19 protein-coding genes are annotated in these 16126 nt (G+C 71.4%); 12 read left to right on the forward strand and 7 right to left on the reverse strand.

Going from position 1 to position 16126, the window contains the following annotated elements; genetic code table 11:
• Nucleotides 1–9 precede the first annotated feature (9 nt).
• Both AW270_RS10620 and AW270_RS10625 read right to left on the reverse strand, forming a co-directional pair.
• Nucleotides 10–813 carry a carbohydrate ABC transporter permease gene (locus tag AW270_RS10620; protein WP_061293290.1) on the reverse strand — a complete coding sequence of 268 codons (804 nt, stop codon included), beginning with the start codon at nt 811–813 and terminating at the stop codon, nt 10–12.
• Nucleotides 810–1694, reverse strand: coding sequence for a carbohydrate ABC transporter permease (locus AW270_RS10625; RefSeq protein ID WP_061293292.1), 885 nt, complete (start codon nt 1692–1694; stop codon nt 810–812). The genes AW270_RS10620 and AW270_RS10625 overlap by 4 nt, the downstream gene beginning before the upstream one ends.
• Before the next feature lie 170 nt (nt 1695–1864).
• Here AW270_RS10625 and AW270_RS10630 point away from each other — a divergent pair, with 170 nt between their 5' ends.
• Entirely contained in the window at nt 1865–3052 is a 1188-nt protein-coding gene (locus AW270_RS10630) for an RNA-guided endonuclease InsQ/TnpB family protein (RefSeq protein WP_082801446.1), read from the forward strand.
• A gap of 46 nt (nt 3053–3098) precedes the next feature.
• Here the strand turns inward: AW270_RS10630 and AW270_RS10635 are convergent, their stop codons facing one another.
• Together AW270_RS10635 and AW270_RS10640 are read right to left on the reverse strand one after the other, a co-directional pair.
• Nucleotides 3099–4433, reverse strand: coding sequence for an ABC transporter substrate-binding protein (locus AW270_RS10635; RefSeq protein WP_061293296.1), 1335 nt, complete (start codon nt 4431–4433; stop codon nt 3099–3101).
• Between the two features lie 168 nt (nt 4434–4601).
• A complete protein-coding gene (locus AW270_RS10640; protein WP_157521805.1) occupies nt 4602–4919 on the reverse strand; it encodes a Rossmann-fold NAD(P)-binding domain-containing protein in 318 nt (105 codons plus the stop codon).
• A 151-nt stretch (nt 4920–5070) separates the two neighbouring features.
• Between AW270_RS10640 and AW270_RS10645 the strand changes: the two genes are divergently transcribed.
• The 8 genes from AW270_RS10645 to AW270_RS10680 are packed head-to-tail and all read left to right on the forward strand — an operon-like array spanning nt 5071 to nt 10316.
• Nucleotides 5071–5997 (forward strand): carbohydrate kinase family protein, encoded by a 927-nt coding sequence (locus tag AW270_RS10645; RefSeq protein WP_061293305.1) that lies wholly within the window; start codon nt 5071–5073, stop codon nt 5995–5997.
• The gene (locus AW270_RS10650; protein ID WP_245674649.1) at nt 5994–6896 is read left to right on the forward strand and encodes an SIS domain-containing protein; all 903 of its coding nucleotides are present in this window, start codon (nt 5994–5996) and stop codon (nt 6894–6896) included. Before AW270_RS10645 ends, AW270_RS10650 begins: the two co-directional genes overlap by 4 nt.
• Nucleotides 6897–6898: 2 nt before the next feature.
• Nucleotides 6899–7186, forward strand: coding sequence for a hypothetical protein (locus AW270_RS10655; protein WP_061293307.1), 288 nt, complete (start codon nt 6899–6901; stop codon nt 7184–7186).
• Nucleotides 7183–8073, forward strand: a complete 891-nt coding sequence (locus tag AW270_RS10660; protein WP_061293309.1) for a 1-phosphofructokinase family hexose kinase — start codon at nt 7183–7185, stop codon at nt 8071–8073. Before AW270_RS10655 ends, AW270_RS10660 begins: the two co-directional genes overlap by 4 nt.
• Nucleotides 8067–8882, forward strand: coding sequence for a class II fructose-bisphosphate aldolase (locus AW270_RS10665; RefSeq protein ID WP_061293310.1), 816 nt, complete (start codon nt 8067–8069; stop codon nt 8880–8882). The genes AW270_RS10660 and AW270_RS10665 overlap by 7 nt, the downstream gene beginning before the upstream one ends.
• Nucleotides 8883–8891: 9 nt before the next feature.
• Nucleotides 8892–9167 carry a hypothetical protein gene (locus AW270_RS10670; RefSeq protein WP_061293312.1) on the forward strand — a complete coding sequence of 92 codons (276 nt, stop codon included), beginning with the start codon at nt 8892–8894 and terminating at the stop codon, nt 9165–9167.
• 1 nt (nt 9168) lies between these two features.
• Nucleotides 9169–9840, forward strand: coding sequence for a polysaccharide deacetylase family protein (locus AW270_RS10675; protein WP_061293314.1), 672 nt, complete (start codon nt 9169–9171; stop codon nt 9838–9840).
• 59 nt (nt 9841–9899) lie between these two features.
• A complete protein-coding gene (locus AW270_RS10680; protein ID WP_061293316.1) occupies nt 9900–10316 on the forward strand; it encodes a CBS domain-containing protein in 417 nt (138 codons plus the stop codon).
• Nucleotides 10317–10361: 45 nt separating this feature from the next.
• On the opposite strand, the gene AW270_RS10685 is transcribed toward AW270_RS10680, so the two are convergent.
• Complete coding sequence (locus AW270_RS10685) at nt 10362–10721, reverse strand: anti-sigma factor antagonist (protein ID WP_157521807.1); 360 nt, start codon at nt 10719–10721, stop codon at nt 10362–10364.
• 138 nt (nt 10722–10859) lie between these two features.
• Between AW270_RS10685 and AW270_RS10690 the strand changes: the two genes are divergently transcribed.
• The 3 genes from AW270_RS10690 to AW270_RS10700 all read left to right on the forward strand — a co-directional run bounded on the left by AW270_RS10690 (nt 10860) and on the right by AW270_RS10700 (nt 12767).
• Nucleotides 10860–11168 carry a helix-turn-helix transcriptional regulator gene (locus AW270_RS10690; RefSeq protein WP_061293321.1) on the forward strand — a complete coding sequence of 103 codons (309 nt, stop codon included), beginning with the start codon at nt 10860–10862 and terminating at the stop codon, nt 11166–11168.
• Between the two features lie 92 nt (nt 11169–11260).
• Complete coding sequence (locus AW270_RS39485; RefSeq protein WP_169807286.1) at nt 11261–12250, forward strand: AraC-like ligand-binding domain-containing protein; 990 nt, start codon at nt 11261–11263, stop codon at nt 12248–12250.
• 46 nt (nt 12251–12296) lie between these two features.
• Nucleotides 12297–12767 (forward strand): hypothetical protein, encoded by a 471-nt coding sequence (locus tag AW270_RS10700; RefSeq protein WP_061293326.1) that lies wholly within the window; start codon nt 12297–12299, stop codon nt 12765–12767.
• A 110-nt stretch (nt 12768–12877) separates the two neighbouring features.
• On the opposite strand, the gene AW270_RS10705 is transcribed toward AW270_RS10700, so the two are convergent.
• Both AW270_RS10705 and AW270_RS10710 read right to left on the reverse strand, forming a co-directional pair.
• The gene (locus AW270_RS10705; protein WP_218009157.1) at nt 12878–13525 is read right to left on the reverse strand and encodes an HAD-IA family hydrolase; all 648 of its coding nucleotides are present in this window, start codon (nt 13523–13525) and stop codon (nt 12878–12880) included.
• 287 nt (nt 13526–13812) lie between these two features.
• Nucleotides 13813–16053, reverse strand: coding sequence for a S8 family serine peptidase (locus AW270_RS10710; RefSeq protein ID WP_061293330.1), 2241 nt, complete (start codon nt 16051–16053; stop codon nt 13813–13815).
• Nucleotides 16054–16126: the final 73 nt, after the last annotated feature.

Below are 16126 nucleotides of genomic sequence, written 5' to 3' on the forward strand. Positions count from 1 at the left end.
GGGGAGTCCTCACTTGATGCCCGATCGGGCCATGCCTTCGACGAAGTGCCGCTGGAACAGCGCGAACACCACGAGCATCGGGATCATCGACAGCAGCGACATGGCCATCAGCGAGCCGTAGTCCTGGCCGTACTGGTTCTTCAGGAACAGCAGGCCGACCTGGAGGGTGTAGCTCTCGGGGTCCTTCAGCACGATCAGCGGCCAGGCGAACTCGTTCCACCGCCACATGAACGTGAAGATCACCAGCACCGCGATCAGCGGACGGCACAGCGGCAGCACGACCGTGCGGAAGATGCGCCACTGGCTCGACCCGTCGCACTGCGCGGCCTCGATCAGCTCGTCGGGGATCGCCATCATGAACTGCCGGGCCATGAACAGCCCGAACGCCTCGGCCAGCCGGGGCACGATGACGCCCCAGTCGCTGCCGATCAGCCCGAAGTCCACCACCAGGTGGAACTGCGGCACCATCACAACCTGCACCGGCACCATCAGCGTGCTGATGATGAGGATGAACAGCACGTTCCGGCCGGGGAAGCGCAGCTTCGCGAAGGCGTAACCGGCCATCAGGTTGATGACCACGGTCAGCACGACGGCGACGACCGCGATGAACACCGAGTTGACCGCCCACATGCCGTAGGGGAACTTGCTCAGCGGGTCGGTCAGGTTCTCCCACCGGATGCTCGTCGGCCACAGGTGCAGCCCGGGGCCCTTCATGTCGGCCGCCGAGGAGAGCGCGGTGACGACCATCCAGTAGACCGGGAACAGCATCGCGACCGCCCCGGTGATCGCGAACGCCAGGCGATAGCGCGTCATGCGACGTCCCTCCGCTTGTTCACACGCCACTGGACGATCGTCATGACCAGGACGATGAGATAGAGCACGACGCCGATGGCCGAGGCGTAACCCTGCTGCCGCTGCTCGAACCCGGCGGAGTAGGCGTAGGTGACCAGCATCGTGGTCGAGTTGCCGGGGCCGCCGCCGGTCATGACGTACACGATGTCGAAGACCTGGAAGCTGTTGATGATCCCGATCACGATCAGGAAGAACGTGGTCGGGCCGAGCTGCGGGACGGTGATGCGGCGCAGCGTCGCCCAGCGGGAGGCGCCGTCGCAGCGGGCCGCCTCGAACACCTCGCGCGGGATGCCCTGGAGGGCGGCGAGGTAGACGACCATGTTGAAGCCGATGCCGATCCACAGGCTGATGGCCACCAGCGACAGCAGCGCCGGCACGCCTTCGGACTGCCACGGCACCGGGCCGAGCCCGACGACGTCGAGAATGCGGTTGACCAGGCCGATGTCCTCGTTGAACAGCCACGCGCCGATGAGCGCGCTGCTGACGCCGGAGATGACGGCGGGCAGGTAGAAGATCGCCCGGATCAGCCCCCGGGCGGGCATGCGCTTGTTGAGCAGCAGCGCCGCAGCCAGGCCCGCGACCAGGCACAGCGGCACCGAGATCGCGGTGTAGAGGGCGGTGTTCCACAACGCCGTCCAGAAGATCTTGTCGCTCAGGATCTCCTGGTAGTTCTGCAGCCCCACCCATTTGGCGATGCCGAAACCGCGGGTCTGCTGGAGGCTGATCCAGAAGACCTGGATCAGCGGCCAGAACATGAAGACCGCGAAGACGGCCACCGCCGGTGCGGCGAACGCCAGGCCGGTCAGCGCCTCGCGCGCCCGCCGCGTCCGGACCGTTGCCATCAGTTTCTCCCGACGGGACCGTCGTCTTCAGGCGACGGGGAAATCGGGAGCGGGAGGGCTGTGACGGCCCGAGCGTGCCCTGACCAACCGGGTCTGCGCATCGCGGATGTCCTTCCGAGGTTTACCGTCGAATGCCGGTATCGTGGTCGTGTCATCACGGAGTGTGGGGGGTGGGTGTGCGCCGGTCGTTCCGGTTCCTGCTGCGTCCCACCGCACGCCAGGCCGCCGCGCTCGCCGCGTGCCTGGACGACCACCGCACGCTGTACAACGCCGCTCTTGAGCACCGCCGCATCGCCTACGCCAAAGCGGGCGTGACGATCCGGTACGGCGAGCAATCGGCCGACCTGAAGCACATCCGCGCCGCCGACCCCGGCCAGGCCCGCTGGTCCTTCTCCTCCCAGCAGGCCACCCTGCGGCGTCTGGAGCGGGCGTTCCGCGCCTTCTTCGACCGGGTGCGCCAGGGCCGCACCCCCGGCTTCCCCCGGTTCAAGGGACGCGGCCGGTTCGACACGGTCGAATGGCCCAAGGACGGCGACGGCTGCCGATGGGACTCGCAGCCTGAGCACCCCACCGCCGCCTTCGTGAAGCTTCAGGGGATCGGGCACGTGCGCGTCCATCAGCATCGACGCGTTCTCGGCACCGTCAAGACGATCAGTGTCACGCGGGAGGGGTCCCGCTGGTATCTCGTGCTTTCGTGTGATGAGGTGCCCGGCCGGGCGTTGCCCGCGACGGGTGCGGCTGTCGGGATCGACATGGGCGTGGCGTCGCTGCTGACCACCAGCGTGGCTGAGCACCTGGTCAACCCGCGCCACCTGGCCGCCTCCGCCGACCGGCTGGCCGCCGCTCAGCGGGACCTGGCCCGCAAGAGGCGCGGCAGCGCGCGGCGTCGCAAAGCCGTCGCCCGCGTGGCCGCCTTGCACGCCAGGGTGCGGCGGCAACGCCTCGACGGCGCGCACAAGGCCGCACTCGCCCTGATTCGCGATTACGACGTGATAGTGCACGAGGACCTGAAGGTCGCGAACATGACCCGGTCGGCGTCCGGCACGGTTGAGCGACCCGGACGCCACGTCGCCCAGAAGTCCGGGCTCAACCGGTCGATTCTCGACGCGGGCTGGGGGGTGTTCCTGACGATCCTTTCGTACAAGGCTGAGAGTGCCGGTCGAGAGGTGATCGCAGTCGATCCCCGCGGCACCTCCCGCACCTGCTCGCGGTGCGGGCACTGCGCGGCGGACAACCGCGTCACCCAGGCCGGGTTCCGGTGTACGGCCTGCGGGCATGCCGCGCACGCCGACGTCAACGCGGCCGAGAACATTCTCAGGGCAGGGCTTGCCCTTCGCCGGGCTGCGGAAGCGGCTTAGCGAGAAGCCGCTCCCTTCAGGGGGCGGAGGAGTCACCGGGCCTCCTCTAGGCGGACAGGGCCTTCTCGATCGCGGTGGTGATCGCGCCGACGGTGTCGTCGGCGGACTGGCCGCCGGTGAACCAGCCCTCCAGGTTCTGCACCAGCGCGTCGTTCACGCCGGAGAAGCCGGGCAGGGTGACGAACTGGACCAGGTCGGCGGGCATGGTGGTGGCCTGCTGCTGGAAGACCGGCATCAGGTCGGGCGAGACGGCGTAGTTCAGCTTGGCGTCGGCCAGGTCCTTGCGGGCCGGGAGCACCGTCGTCTGCTCGCAGAACAGCTGCATGTTGGCCGGTTCGGCGAGGAACTTCGCGAACGCGGCGGCGGCCTCGGGGGCCTTGCTCTGCGTGGTGACGGCGACCGCGTTGCCGCCCAGGTCGGAGGCGGCGCCGCCGGGGCCCTTGGGCAGGAAGGTCGCGCCGATCTCGATGCCCTTGGCGGTCTTGCTGATGTCGGGCAGCAGGAAGTCGCCGACGAACGCCATCGAGATCTTTCCGGAGCCGAACACCAGGTCGGGGCTGTTGGCCGTCTTGACCATCATGTTCTTCGGCATCAGGCCCTTGTCGTAGAACGACTTGGTGAACTCGAGGGTCTGGCGGGCCTGCGGCGAGTCGAACACGACGCTCTTGCCGTCGGGGCCCAGCGCCTTGCCGCCCGCCTGCCACAGCCAGTTGAACCAGCGGTAGGCGCCGTACTGCTGCCAGTTGACGCCGAAGGCGGCGGTCGCGCCGGTGCCGGCGGCGTTCAGCTTCTCGGCGACCTCCAGGAACTGCTCCCAGGTCCAGGCGGTGTCGAGGGTGGTGGGCACGTCGGTGATGCCGGCCTTGGCGAAGTGCGCCTTGTTGTAGAGGACCGCGCTCGTGTCGGTGTGGTGGGGGACGCCGTAGGGCTTGCCCTGGTACTGCACACCGGCCCAGAGGGCGTCGATGAACTGTCCCGAGTCCGCGCCGATCGTCGCCGACAGGTCGGCCAGCACGCCCTGCGAGCTGTAGATGCCGATGTCGTTGTAGGTGACGCGGAACAGGTCGGGACCCTGCCCCGACTGCAGCCGGGCGTCGAGGGTGGTGCGCATCTGCTCGTACGGAAGCTGCTCCACCTTCACCTTCACGCCCGCGTTGGCCTTCTCGAAGGCGCGGGCGACGGTGTTGAAGGCGGCCATCTCGGCGTCCGAACCCCAGACGGAGAACGTCAGGTCACCGGTGGCGGCGCCGGCGCTCGCGGCGTTGGCGGGCGCGCTGGGGGCGGTGCCGCCCCCGCCGCAGGCGGCGAGGGCGCTCGTCGCGGCGGCGCCCGCGGCCGTCATGCCGGCCGCGCGGAGGAACTGGCGGCGGTTGAAATTCATGGGGGCCTCCCTGGGGCTCCGGCCTGGTGTGGAGTTCCTATCAACTTCACGCAGAAAACGTCAATACATCGCAAAAAGGTCACTTGACAGTCACGACGGCCGTCTCTACGGTCCTGAAATGACAGATCTGCTCGTTTTTGAGAGTTTTCGGGAGGTTGATGTGGGTGATCAGGCGGGACGCCCGTCCCATGGGCGGGTCACGCCGAGCACCGCCTCGTCCCCGCTCTCGGTCAGCGCCAGGGCAGCGGCGGAGATCTCCTCCGGGGTGTGCCACCGGCCGCTCGGATGCCAGCCGAGGATCAGCCGCGGACGGCCGGGCAGCGGGGGCTCCGGCCCGTCCGGCGCGGCGTACGCGCTGGTCAGCACCTGGACGACCCGGTCGGCGCGGGCGTCGATGACGTCCCAGGCGGCTTGGTCGCCGAACGGCAGATACGCCAGCGCCAGGTCGAACCGCCGGTCGCCCAGGGCCGTCACGAAATTGGGCACATTTGTAACGTCTGCGACCACTATGTCGCCAATGTCTGAAGTGCGATGTTTGTTGCGCGAAACGATAGAAACGACCATCCCTCTGGCGGCCAGGCCGACCACGGCCGGAGCCAGGATCCCCGTTCCTCCGACGACCAGGACGTGACCTGACATGGAATTCGACCTCCTCGTGGCAGGGGAGCTGAACGCGGACGTCATCGTCGAGTGCGGCGACGTGCGGCCGACGTTCGGGCAGGTCGAGGAGATCGTGGAGGATGCCGCGATCGTCCTCGGCAGCTCCGGCGCGATCACCGCCTGCGGGGCGGCCCGGCTCGGCGCCCGCGTCGCCATGGCAGGTGTGGTCGGCGACGACTGGCTCGGGGACTTCGTGCTCGACCGGCTGGCCGAGCGCGGGGTCGACACACGCTACTGCCTGCGCAGACCTGGCCGGCGCACCGGGATGACGGTGGTCCTCGGGGCGCGCGGCGACCGCTCGATGCTGACCTTCCCCGGCGAGATCGGCCGCCTGTCCGCCGCCGACGTGCCCGCCGAGGCGCTCGCCGCCGCGCGGCACCTGCACGTCAGTTCCTACTTCCTCCAGTACGACCTGTGGGAGGGCCTGCCCGCCCTGGTGAAGGAGTTCGCCGGGACGACCTCGGTCGACCCCAACTGGGACCCCTCCCGCTCCTTCGACCACGGGCTGCCGGCGCTGCTGCCGCACCTCGACTACCTGCTCCCCAACGAGCAGGAGGCCGAGCACCTCGCGCGCGCCAACGGCGGCCCGCTCACCTGCGGCCTGGTGGTGAAACGCGGCGGCGACGGCGCGACCCTGAACCTGCCCGACGGCACCGCGCTCAGCGTGGACGCCCCCGCGGTCACCCCCGTCGACACGACCGGCGCGGGCGACTCCTTCGACGCCGGTTTCCTGGCCACCCTCCTGCGCGGCAGCACCTACGCCGACGCGCTCCGGGTCGCCTCGGCCTGCGGCGCCCTCTCGACCCAGGGCATGGGCGGCACCGCCGCGCAGCCCACCCTCCCCGAGGCGCTCGAAGTCGCGGGCACCCTCACCGTTCACGAACTTCAGGAGACCCAGAAGTGACCGCAACGACCGCCCCCGAGCTGGCCCGGCGCACGCAGGCCGAAGTGGAGAGCCAGCCGGACACCTGGCGCCGCGCCATCGAGCTGGCCGCCGCGACCGGCGCACTGCCGGGAACGGGCGCGAACGTGCTCGGTGTCGGCTGCGGCACCTCCTACTACATCCTCGACAGCTACGCCCGCCGCCGCCAGCAGCTCGGCCGGGGCCGCACCCGCGCCGCCATCGCCACCGAACTCGACGACGACGACGCCTACGACGCGGCGATCCTGCTGTCCCGCTCGGGCACCACCAGCGACCTGGTCCGGGTCGCCCGCGACCTGTCCCGGCGCACCCGCACGATCGCGATCACCGGCACCCCCGGCTCGCCGATCACCGAGGCCGCGCACGAGACGATCGTCATGGACTTCGCCGACGAGCAGTCGGTCGTGCAGACCCGCTACGCCACCTCCGCGCTGACCCTGCTGCGCGCCTCCGTCGGCGACGACGTGTCCAGCCTGCCGGACCTCGCCCGCGCCGCGCTGGCCGAGCCGCTGGTCGCCGACCCGGCCGACTACGACCACGTCGTCTTCCTCGGCACGGGCTGGGCGCGCGGCCTGGCCGAGGAGGGCGCGCTCAAGCTGCGCGAGTCGGCCCGGCTGTGGACGGAGTCGTACGCGAGCCTCGAATACCGGCACGGCCCGATCGCCTGCGCCTCGCCGCGCAGCCTCGTGTGGGCGCTCAGCCCGCTGCCCGCCGACGTCGTCGAGGCGGTGAACGCGACCGGCGCCACGCTCCGCGTCGCGACCGCCGACCCGCAGGCCGAGCTGGTCAGGGTGCACCGCCTGGCCGTCGCCTACGCCCGCCACCGGGGCCTGGAGTGCGACACCCCCGAGCACCTGTCGCGTTCGGTCGTCGTGGAGTAGCCGTGCCCTTCGTCCAGTACGCCACCGCCGCGCCCGTCCCCGGCGACCTGTCCGACCGGCTCGCGCTCACCGTCGCCGACGCCCTGGGCCTGCCGCCCGGCGCGGTCGTCGCCCAGCGGCTGGCCGCCCTCGACGGCGCGGGTGTCACGGCCGTCGTGCGCGGGCGGCTCCGCGATCCGGAGCTCATGCGCGCGGCGGTCGGCCGGGCCGCCGCGCTGCTCAGCGCGGACCTGGGCGTCGACCCCGGGTACGTCTTCGTCTCCTGGCCCGATCCGGGGGTCGTCGGGTGATCCTCACCGTCACGCTCAACCCCGCCTACGACGTCACCTACCAAGTGGCCGACCTGCGCCGGGGCGCGACCAACCGGGTCGGCGAGGTGGCGGTCCGCGCGGGCGGCAAGGGCCTCAACGTCGCACGGCTGCTGCGGGAGCTGGGCCACGAGGTGACGGCGCTGGGCCTGGCCGACGCCCGGTTCGGCGCGTCGGCCGCCCTGCCGAACGCCTTCACTCCCATCGCGGGGGAGACCCGCCGCACCGTCGCGGTCGTGGCCGGAGACGTCACCCTGCTGAACGAGCCCGGCCCGCTGATCTCCCCGGGGGAGTGGGCCGCCTTCCTGGCCGACTTCGGCGCCTGGCTGCCGCGCGCCTCCGCCGTCGTGATGTCCGGCAGCCTCCCGCCGGGCGTCCCGCCCGACGCCTACGCGGTGCTCGCCGCTCTGGCCGGGGACGTGCCGACGATCGTGGACGCCGAGGGCGACGCCCTGGTGCACGCGCTGGCCGCCCGGCCCCACGTCGTCAAGCCCAACGCCGAGGAGCTGAGCCGCACCTTCGGTGCGGCGACCTCCGTCCGCGACGGCGCGATGCGGCTGCGCGAACTCGGCGCGCGGGCCGCCGTCGTCTCCGACGGACCCCGGGGCCTGCACGCCGACACCCCCGACGGCCTGTGGCGGGCGGTGCCGCCGCTCGCCGAGGGCAACCCGACCGGCGCGGGCGACGCCGCCGTCGCGGCCATCGCCATGGGCGTCGTCGCCCGCTGGGACTGGGCCGAGACGCTCCAGCACGCCGCCGCCCTGTCGGCCGCCGCCGTCAGGGCGCCCCTGGCCGGTCAGGCCGACCACGCCGCCTACCGGGCCAATCTCACCGTCGTCACCACGGAACCACTGGAGCGAGAGTGCTGACCCCCACCGCCGAGATCATCTCCGCCGCGTACGCCGCCGGTCGCGGCGTCGGCGCGTTCAACGTGATCCAGGTCGAGCACGCCCAGGGCATCGTGGCCGGCGCCGCCCGGGCGGACCTGCCGGTGATCCTGCAGATCAGCGAGAACACCGTCGACTACCACGGCGGCCTGGCCGCCATCGGGGCGGCGTGCCTGGAGATCGCCCGGGAGGCGCCGGTGCCGGTCGCCGTGCACCTCGACCACGCCACCCGGGGCGACCTCGTCGACCAGGCGGTGGCGCTCGGGTTCGGCTCGGTCATGTTCGACGCGTCGGCGCTGCCCTACGAGGAGAACGTGGCCGCGACCGCCGAGGTGGTGCGCCGGACCGGCGTGTTCGTAGAGGCCGAACTGGGCGAGATCGGGGGCAAGGACGGCGTGCACGCGCCCGGAGCCCGGACCGACCCCGCCGAGGCCGCGGCCTATGTCGCGGCGACGGGGGTGCACGCCCTGGCGGTCGCCGTGGGCACCTCCCACGCGATGCTGACCCGCGACGCGGTGCTCGACCTGGAGCTGATCGCGGGACTGCGCGCGGCGGTGCCGGCGCCGCTGGTCCTGCACGGCTCCTCGGGCGTCGCCGACGACGGGCTGACCGAGGCCGTCGCGGCGGGCATGACGAAGGTCAACATCGCCACCCACCTGAACAAGGCGTTCACCGCCGAGGTCCGCCGCGCGCTGACCGCCTCGGCGACCGTGGACCCGCGTAAGTACCTGCGGCCCGCCCGCGACGCCGTCGCCGCGCAGGTCGCCCACCTGCTGTGCGTCCTGCACTAGGAGATGACCATGAGTCTCACCCCGCACCCCGACCCGGGCGCGATCCTCGCCGAGAACGAGCGGCGGGCCCTGGAACGCGAGGGCATCCCGATGTTCCTCGCGCTGGAGGACCTGCGCGGCCCGGCGCGACCGGCCGCCGACCTCGCCGACGGCCCCGCCCTGGCCGACCTGACCGGCCGGTACGCCACGTCGGTCCGCCCCGAGGCGGCCGACGACGACCTCGCGGCCCTGGCCTCGGTCGTCACCGTCGTGGCCCGCGTCCACTTCTTCCCGACCGAGGACTGACATGGGATTCGCCGCCTACCGCACCGCCCTGGAAGAGGGCCGCCACCTGCGGGTCGTCAACTACCACAACACCCCGTCGTCGACCGCCGGCCAGCTCCGCGCGGAGCTCGCCGCCTACGCGGAGGCGTTCGCCTGCGTGACCGTGGCCGACCTCGACCGGTTCTACGAGACCGGGGAGTGGGGCCTGGACCGCCCCGGCTTCATCCCGGTCTTCTACGAGGGCTACCGCAACAACCACACCGTCGCCGCCCCCATCTGCGACGAACTGGGCCTCACCGCGTGGTTCCCGATCATCACCAGGTTCGTCGACTGCCCGCCCGCCGAGCAGCGCGCCTTCGCCGACGCCCATGACATCGACCTGGTGGAGGAGGAGCTCTCGTACGATCGCCTGGCCCTCACCTGGGACGAGGTCGCCGAGATCGGCCGCCGCCACGTCGTGGTCCCGCACACCGGCAGCCACTCGCCGATCGGCGCCATCGTCACGGCCGCCGACGTGGAACGCGAACTGGCCGAGCCGCGCCGCCGCGTCCAGGAGGTCACCGGCCAGGAGGCCGCCGCCAACGTCTACCTGTACGGCACCCCGTTCGGCACCAGCGACTTCCAGGACCGGGCGGTGCTCGACGCCGGATACCGCTACCAGATCAGCAACACCATGATCCAGCGCATCGCCTGACCGGGGCGGGCGTACGCCCGGCGGACGGGGGCAGCGGGGTTGTCATCGGAAGGAGAACGATGACAACCGCACGCGAGATCATGACCCCGAACGCCGAATGCGTGAACTCGGGCCAGACCATCGCCGAGGCCGCGGAGAAGACGCGCAGCCTGGATGTCGGCTCGCTGCCGATCTGCGGTGAGGACAACCGCCTCAAGGGCATGCTGACCGACCGCGACATCGTGGTGAAGGTGATCGCCCAGGGCAAGGACCCGAAGTCGTGCCTGGCCGGTGAGCTCTCCGGAGCGGAGGTCGTCACCATCGGCGCCGACGACGACGCCCGCGAGATCCTGCGCACCATGGGCTCGCACAAGGTGCGCCGGCTGCCCGTGATCGACGGCCACGAACTGGTGGGGATGGTGGCGCTGGCCGACGTGGCCCGCGCGCTGCCCGAGACGTCGGTCGGCGACCTGATGGACGCCCTGACCACCGACTGACCCCTCACCGCTGCGGGACCCGGCCGGGACGTCGGGCCGGGTCCTTCACTTCGTGACGGACCACCGCTCCACGGCGGTGCGGGCCTGCTCGACGCTGTCGTGGACGTTGAGGAAGTGGGCGACCCCGGCGATCTGGAGAAGCCGCAGGACGCGTGGGTGGAGGGCCGCGAGGTGGAAGCCGCTCTTCCCGAGCGTGGTGCGCGTCCGGGCGTCGAGCAGGACGTGCAGGCCGCTGCTGTCGAGGAAGGTGACGGCGCTGAAGTCGACGATGAGGGGTTTGCCGCGCCGGCGGCCCTCCGTGAGCGCGTCGGCCAGGAAGGTGCGGTTCGTGGCGTCGATGTCCCCAGCGGCGTGGACGACGGTGCTGTCCGGCAGCTGGTCCAGGGTGAGCATCAAGGGGGTCACCGCCGTTCCTCCTTCATGGAGTGGCCTCCAACGGCAGGAGTCGTCCACCCACCATAAACCCGAAGAAGAATTCGTGAAAGACAGTTCGCTGTGCGAGGGTGGAGGAACGACCCGTCCGAGGCCGAGAGCGTGACTCCGATGACCACCGCAAAAGACCGTTCCTCCTGGACGTTCCTCACCCACCACGCCCGGGTGCTCCTGGAGATCGCCCGCAATCCCGAGGTCAGGCTGCGCGAGGTCGCCGAGGTCATCGGCATCACCGAGCGGGCGGTCCAGGGCATCGTGGCCGACCTCCACGAGGCCGGCTACCTCACCAGGGACCGGGTCGGCCGCCGCAACCGCTACCAGCTCAACCTCGACCAGCACTTCCGCCACCACACCGAGGCCCACGCGCCCGTCCGCGCCCTCGTCGAACTGTTCGCCAGCGTCGAGACCCTCCCCGGCTGACCCGTCAGCGCCAGGATCGCGGGAATCCGTTGCGGGTTCCGTCAGCGGGGAAGCCCGGGTCGGCGAGACGGGCTTCGGAGGTGCGCGGGACATTGCTGATCCGATTGGACGAGCTGCCGGTGTCCGAGCGGTTCGACTACTGGTGGGAGAGCGTGGGCCGGTCGGTGGTCTCGGTCGAGGCGTCGAGCGAGGTCGCCCACAGGTTCTGGGCGCGGATGGAATCGGCCGACTTCGGGCAGGTCCAGGTGTCGCGGGTCACCTGCCTGCCGTTCGAGGCGTGCCGAACGTCCCGGCTCATCCGCGATCGCGACCCCGGCACGCTGCACCTGTCTCTCACCCTGCACGGATGCTCCGGCCTGCACCAGAACCGCATGGAAGCCGACCTGCGAGCGGGTGATCTGGTCCTCTACGACACCTCACGCCCGTTCCGCGCCTGGACTGGGCGGCTGGGACAGGTGTCCGAGGGCATCGTCATGCAGCTGCCCCGGGATGCGCTGACCGTTCCCGAGAGGCGGCTGCAGAGCCTGATGGCGCTGCGGCTGCCCGGTCGGACGGGTCTGGGAGGGCTGCTCGCGGCGTCGTTGCGGCAGCTCACCTCCGATCCCGCCGGACTGCCGCCCGCCTACTCGCCGCGCGTCGCGTCGACGCTGCTGTCCTTGCTGGACGGACTGCTGGAATGGGCCGCCGGGGAGCCGCCGCCCGGCCCGCCGCCCAGTCGGCGGTCGCTTCTCGTCCGCGCGCACGCCTACATCGAGGAGCGTCTGCACGATCCGGTCCTGTCCCCGGTGGCGGTCGCGGCGGCGTTGAGCGTGTCGTTGCGTCATCTGTACGCCCTGTTCGAGCAGGAGGGGCTCACCGTGGCCGACTGGATCCGGCGACGGCGGCTGACCAACGCGCGCCACGACCTCGCCGATCCCCGCTGCGACCATCTCACCGTCGGCATGATCGGCGCACGCTGGGGCTTCATGGGTGACTCCCAGTTCAGCAGGGCGTTCCGGACGGTTTACGGCGTCGCTCCCGGCGCCTTCCGTCGTGCACGGATCGCCAAGAAGACCGCACATGACGACAACACACACCGCTAGCCCCTTGCCATCGTCGACTCCGCACGCCACGACGGATGGAGACGACATGCTCAAAGCACGGGCCGCACTGGCCGCTCTGCTGATGGCCGGAACCGCGGTCGTCGCCCTGCAACCCACCGCTCAAGCGGCCACCTGCGGAGTAGGGGAGGACAGCGCCTACGGACAGATCCAGAAGAACTCGGCCGGCGTCGGCTACCCCGTGACCCTGCACGGCACCACGGTCCGCCTCTACTCGGGCCGGACGAACAGCCGCGCGTACGCGAAGATCGACCGCGACCTCCGCTCGGACGAGATCCTCTCGATCGACCGCTCGAACACGAGGTTCACCACCTACTGGCCCTCCGACGGAGCCGTCCGCGCGGGCGGCTGGACATACTGCGAGCAGCGCTACCAAGGCCTCGGCGGACCCACGCGCACGCCCACCGTCGACGGCTACCAACACGCCGTGCGGGTCTGCCTGCGCCGGGCCGGGGTCCTGGTCTGCCACGACGTCTGGTACGCGGACCAGAACGGATGACCGTTCTCCTGCCGGCCCACCGAAAGCGGCTCGGGCGCGGCGGGCTCGCGAGGGCGGCGGCGGGCACGCGGTGGCCCGGATCTCGCCGGTGACGGTGAGGCCGGTGGCGGTCAGGTGCAACCGCGGGTGAGCGGCTCGTGCGCCGGGCGCACCCGGACCGTCGTCAGGTCCCGCAGGCTCGCGAGGTCGAGGTCGGCGCCCGCGACGCCTCCCACCCCCGCCACCGTCATCCCGGCGGCCCTGCCGGCGTGGACGCCCGCCGCCGCGTCCTCGACCACCAGGCAGTCACGTGCCGCGACGCCCAGGAGCTCGGCCCCCAGGAGGTAGCAGGACGGGTCGGGCTTGCCGTGGACGACGTCGTCGGCGGTGACGAGGACCGGGGGCCGGGGCAGCCCGGCCGCGCTCATCCGGGCCAGCGCCAGCGGGCGGGGACACGAGGTGACGATGCCCCAGCGGACCCCGAGCTGCTCGTAGGAGGCGAGCAGGTCGAGGGCTCCCGGCATCGCCACGACGCCGTCGAGGTCCGCCTCCTGGAGACGGAGGTTCTCCTCGGCGTCCGCGACGACCTCGGCGGGGGTGAGGCCGGTGGCCAGCTCGGCGATCGTCTCGACGCCCGGCCGTCCCGGCGAGACCTTCATGATCACTTCCAGGTCGACGCCGCGCTTGACGGACCAGGCGGCCCACGTCCTGGCCACCGCGGCGTCGGAGTCGACCAGCGTGCCGTCCAGGTCGAACAGCACCGCGCAGAAGTCGGGCACGAGCACCTCGCCATACGTCCGGAAATATCCTGCTCCAGGCGACAGCGTAGTCAGGCCCGCGACCGGCACCGACCTGCGGCTTCACGGGAAGAGCGTGGTGAACCAGCGGACCACGGACGCGGTGGTCCTCTGGTGGGAGCCCAGGTGCCGGGAGCCGCCGTAGCCGGGCGTCCCGAGGTCGGTCAGCTGGGCCTCGACGCCGTGCGAGCGCAGGTCAGCCGAACTATCCTGCCTGCCGCCGGGTGTGAGGGTGGAGCGGGCTCCACCCTCACGGCGGGGGTGGGCGGTCAGGACGCGAGCAGGCGCAGCTCGGACAGCTGGCCGGCCGGCCAGCCCGTGTTGCCGGTGAACGTCAGGCGGACATATCTGGCGGTCGTCATGTTGAAGCCGACCGTGGTGGCCGACGCGCCGAAGGCGTAGGCGCGGGAGGCGACGATCGGGAAGTACGTGCTGCCGTCGTTGCTGCCCGAGACGGCGATCGTCTGGGTGCGGGCCGGCCAGCCCGGGGGCAGGGTCATCTCGGCCTGGTGGAGCTTGACCGGAGCGCCCAGGTCGACGGTGTAGTTCTGCGGGAAGGCGTTGTTGGGGCTCTCCCAGTAGGTCGCGGTGTTGCCGTCGAGGGCGTTGCCGGGCGTGAACGAGGCCACGTGCCCGGCGGTGGCCGGGCGGCCCTGGGCGGCGTTCGTGCCGGTCGCCGAGAACGCCTCGATCTCGGCGATCTTCAGCGTGGGCGACCACGGCCCGGCCGGGAACTGGAGCGCCACGCAGCAGCCGTGGACGGGCGGCAGCGTGACGGTCACCTTGTTGCCGGTGGCCGGGTTGAAGGAGTGGTTGGCCTCCGGCAGGACCGTGACGTAGTCGCTGTACCCCTCGTAAGCGGCGCGGACCGCGAACCGCAGCGTGCGGGCCGGTTCGCCCGCCGGGAGGGTGACGGTCACCTTGTCGAAGGTGCGCCGCCCGCCGTCGAACGCCAGGTTGATGTTGGCGAAGACCCGGTCGGAGGGCACCTCCCAGTAGGTCGCGGGGTCGCCGTCGACCGTCATGTAGCCCCAGTGGTCGGAGGTGCCGGGCAGGCCCACGTTGTAGCCCACGACCAGCGGGAGTTCCGCCCCGACGGCCACCGGGTCGGCCAGAGCGAGCTGCACGGCCGCGTACGCGTCGAGCCTGCCGTTGCCCCACGTGTCGTTGACGTCGCCGGCCGAGGCGCACGAGGTGTCGGGCATGGCCACCGCGCTGTCGTTCAGGATGATCCGGGTCAGGTCGACCATGCCGCGCAGCCTCGGCACCCTCGACCAGACGAGCGCGACCGTGGCCGCCGTGTGGGGGGAGGCCATCGAGGTGCCGCTGGCCACGCCGTAGCCGCCGCCGGGCACCGAGGAGCGCACGTCGACGCCGGGGGCCGCGAGGTCGGGCTTGTACCAGGACATGCCCGAGCCCCGGCTGGAGAAGGGCGCGATGACGTCGTTCACGTCGAACGCGCCGGTCGCGAACGCGCCGAGCTGGATGCCGGGGGAGCTGCCCGTCTCGCAGCCCGGCCCGTCGTTGCCGACGGAGAAGGCGGGGAAGATGCCGGCCTGCGTCCAGGAGTAGATGACGTCGGAGTACCAGTCGGAGTAGCCCATGCCTCCCCACGAGTTGTTGATCACGTCGGGGGCGAGGTCGGGCCGGGGGTTGTCGCCGGAGGCGTCGGTCGGGGCGAGCATCCACTGACCGGCCAGCAGCAGCGAGGCGGCGGTGCAGGTGGTGCTCGGGCACGCCTTGGCGGCGATCCACTTCACGCCCGGGGCGACGCCGACCTGGTTGACGCCGTCGTCGCCGACCATCGTGCCCATGGTGTGGGTGCCGTGGCCGTTGACGTCGCAGGGCGCGGCGGACGGGCAGCCGCCTTCGGGGTTGTACCAGTTGTAGGCGTGGTTCCCGGCCGCGCCGCCCCGGTAGGAGCCGACCAGCGCGGGGTGGTCCCACTGCACGCCGGTGTCGATATTGGCGACGACGATGCCCTCGCCCTTGGTGCCGTAGCCGCTCCAGACGTCGTCGGCGCGGATCTTCTCGACGTTCCACTCGACCCCGGCCATCGCCCCCGCCCGCCGCGTGACGGCGGTGTGCAGCTCGATCGGCTCGTCGGGTTCGATCGCGGTCACCTCGGGACGGGCGGCGATCCGGTCGATGAGGGCCCGGTCGCCCGTGACCAGGACGGTGTTGGAGATCCAGAAGGCGGTGTGGCCGGCGCCGGCGTCGTCGGCCAGGGCCAGGACGTCCCGCTGGGACGCGGTGGCGACGGCCTTCCTGGCCTCGATGACTTTCATGGGGTCGGTCGCGGCGGTGAGGTCGGCCTTCCGCGCGAAGCGCACCCAGAAGGAGGTCTCGCCTCCGTCCGCCGCCTCCGACCTGACCTCGGCCGAGATCTTCGGAGAGGGCGCGGGGTCGGCGGCCGCCGGGCCGGTCGTGACCGTCCAGCCCAGCAGCCCGAGTAACAGCAGGTACGCGGTCTTCCGGGGCCGGCGGCCTCGAACAGATGTGATCATCATTTTGGCAGCATATATCTGCAATTCCTTAGCAGGATTGCGCAAATCTGCCAGAAATGATCCGTAATAGAACGGG

Source organism: Herbidospora cretacea (assembly GCF_001570605.1).
Taxonomy (GTDB): Bacteria; Actinomycetota; Actinomycetes; order Streptosporangiales; family Streptosporangiaceae; genus Herbidospora; species Herbidospora cretacea.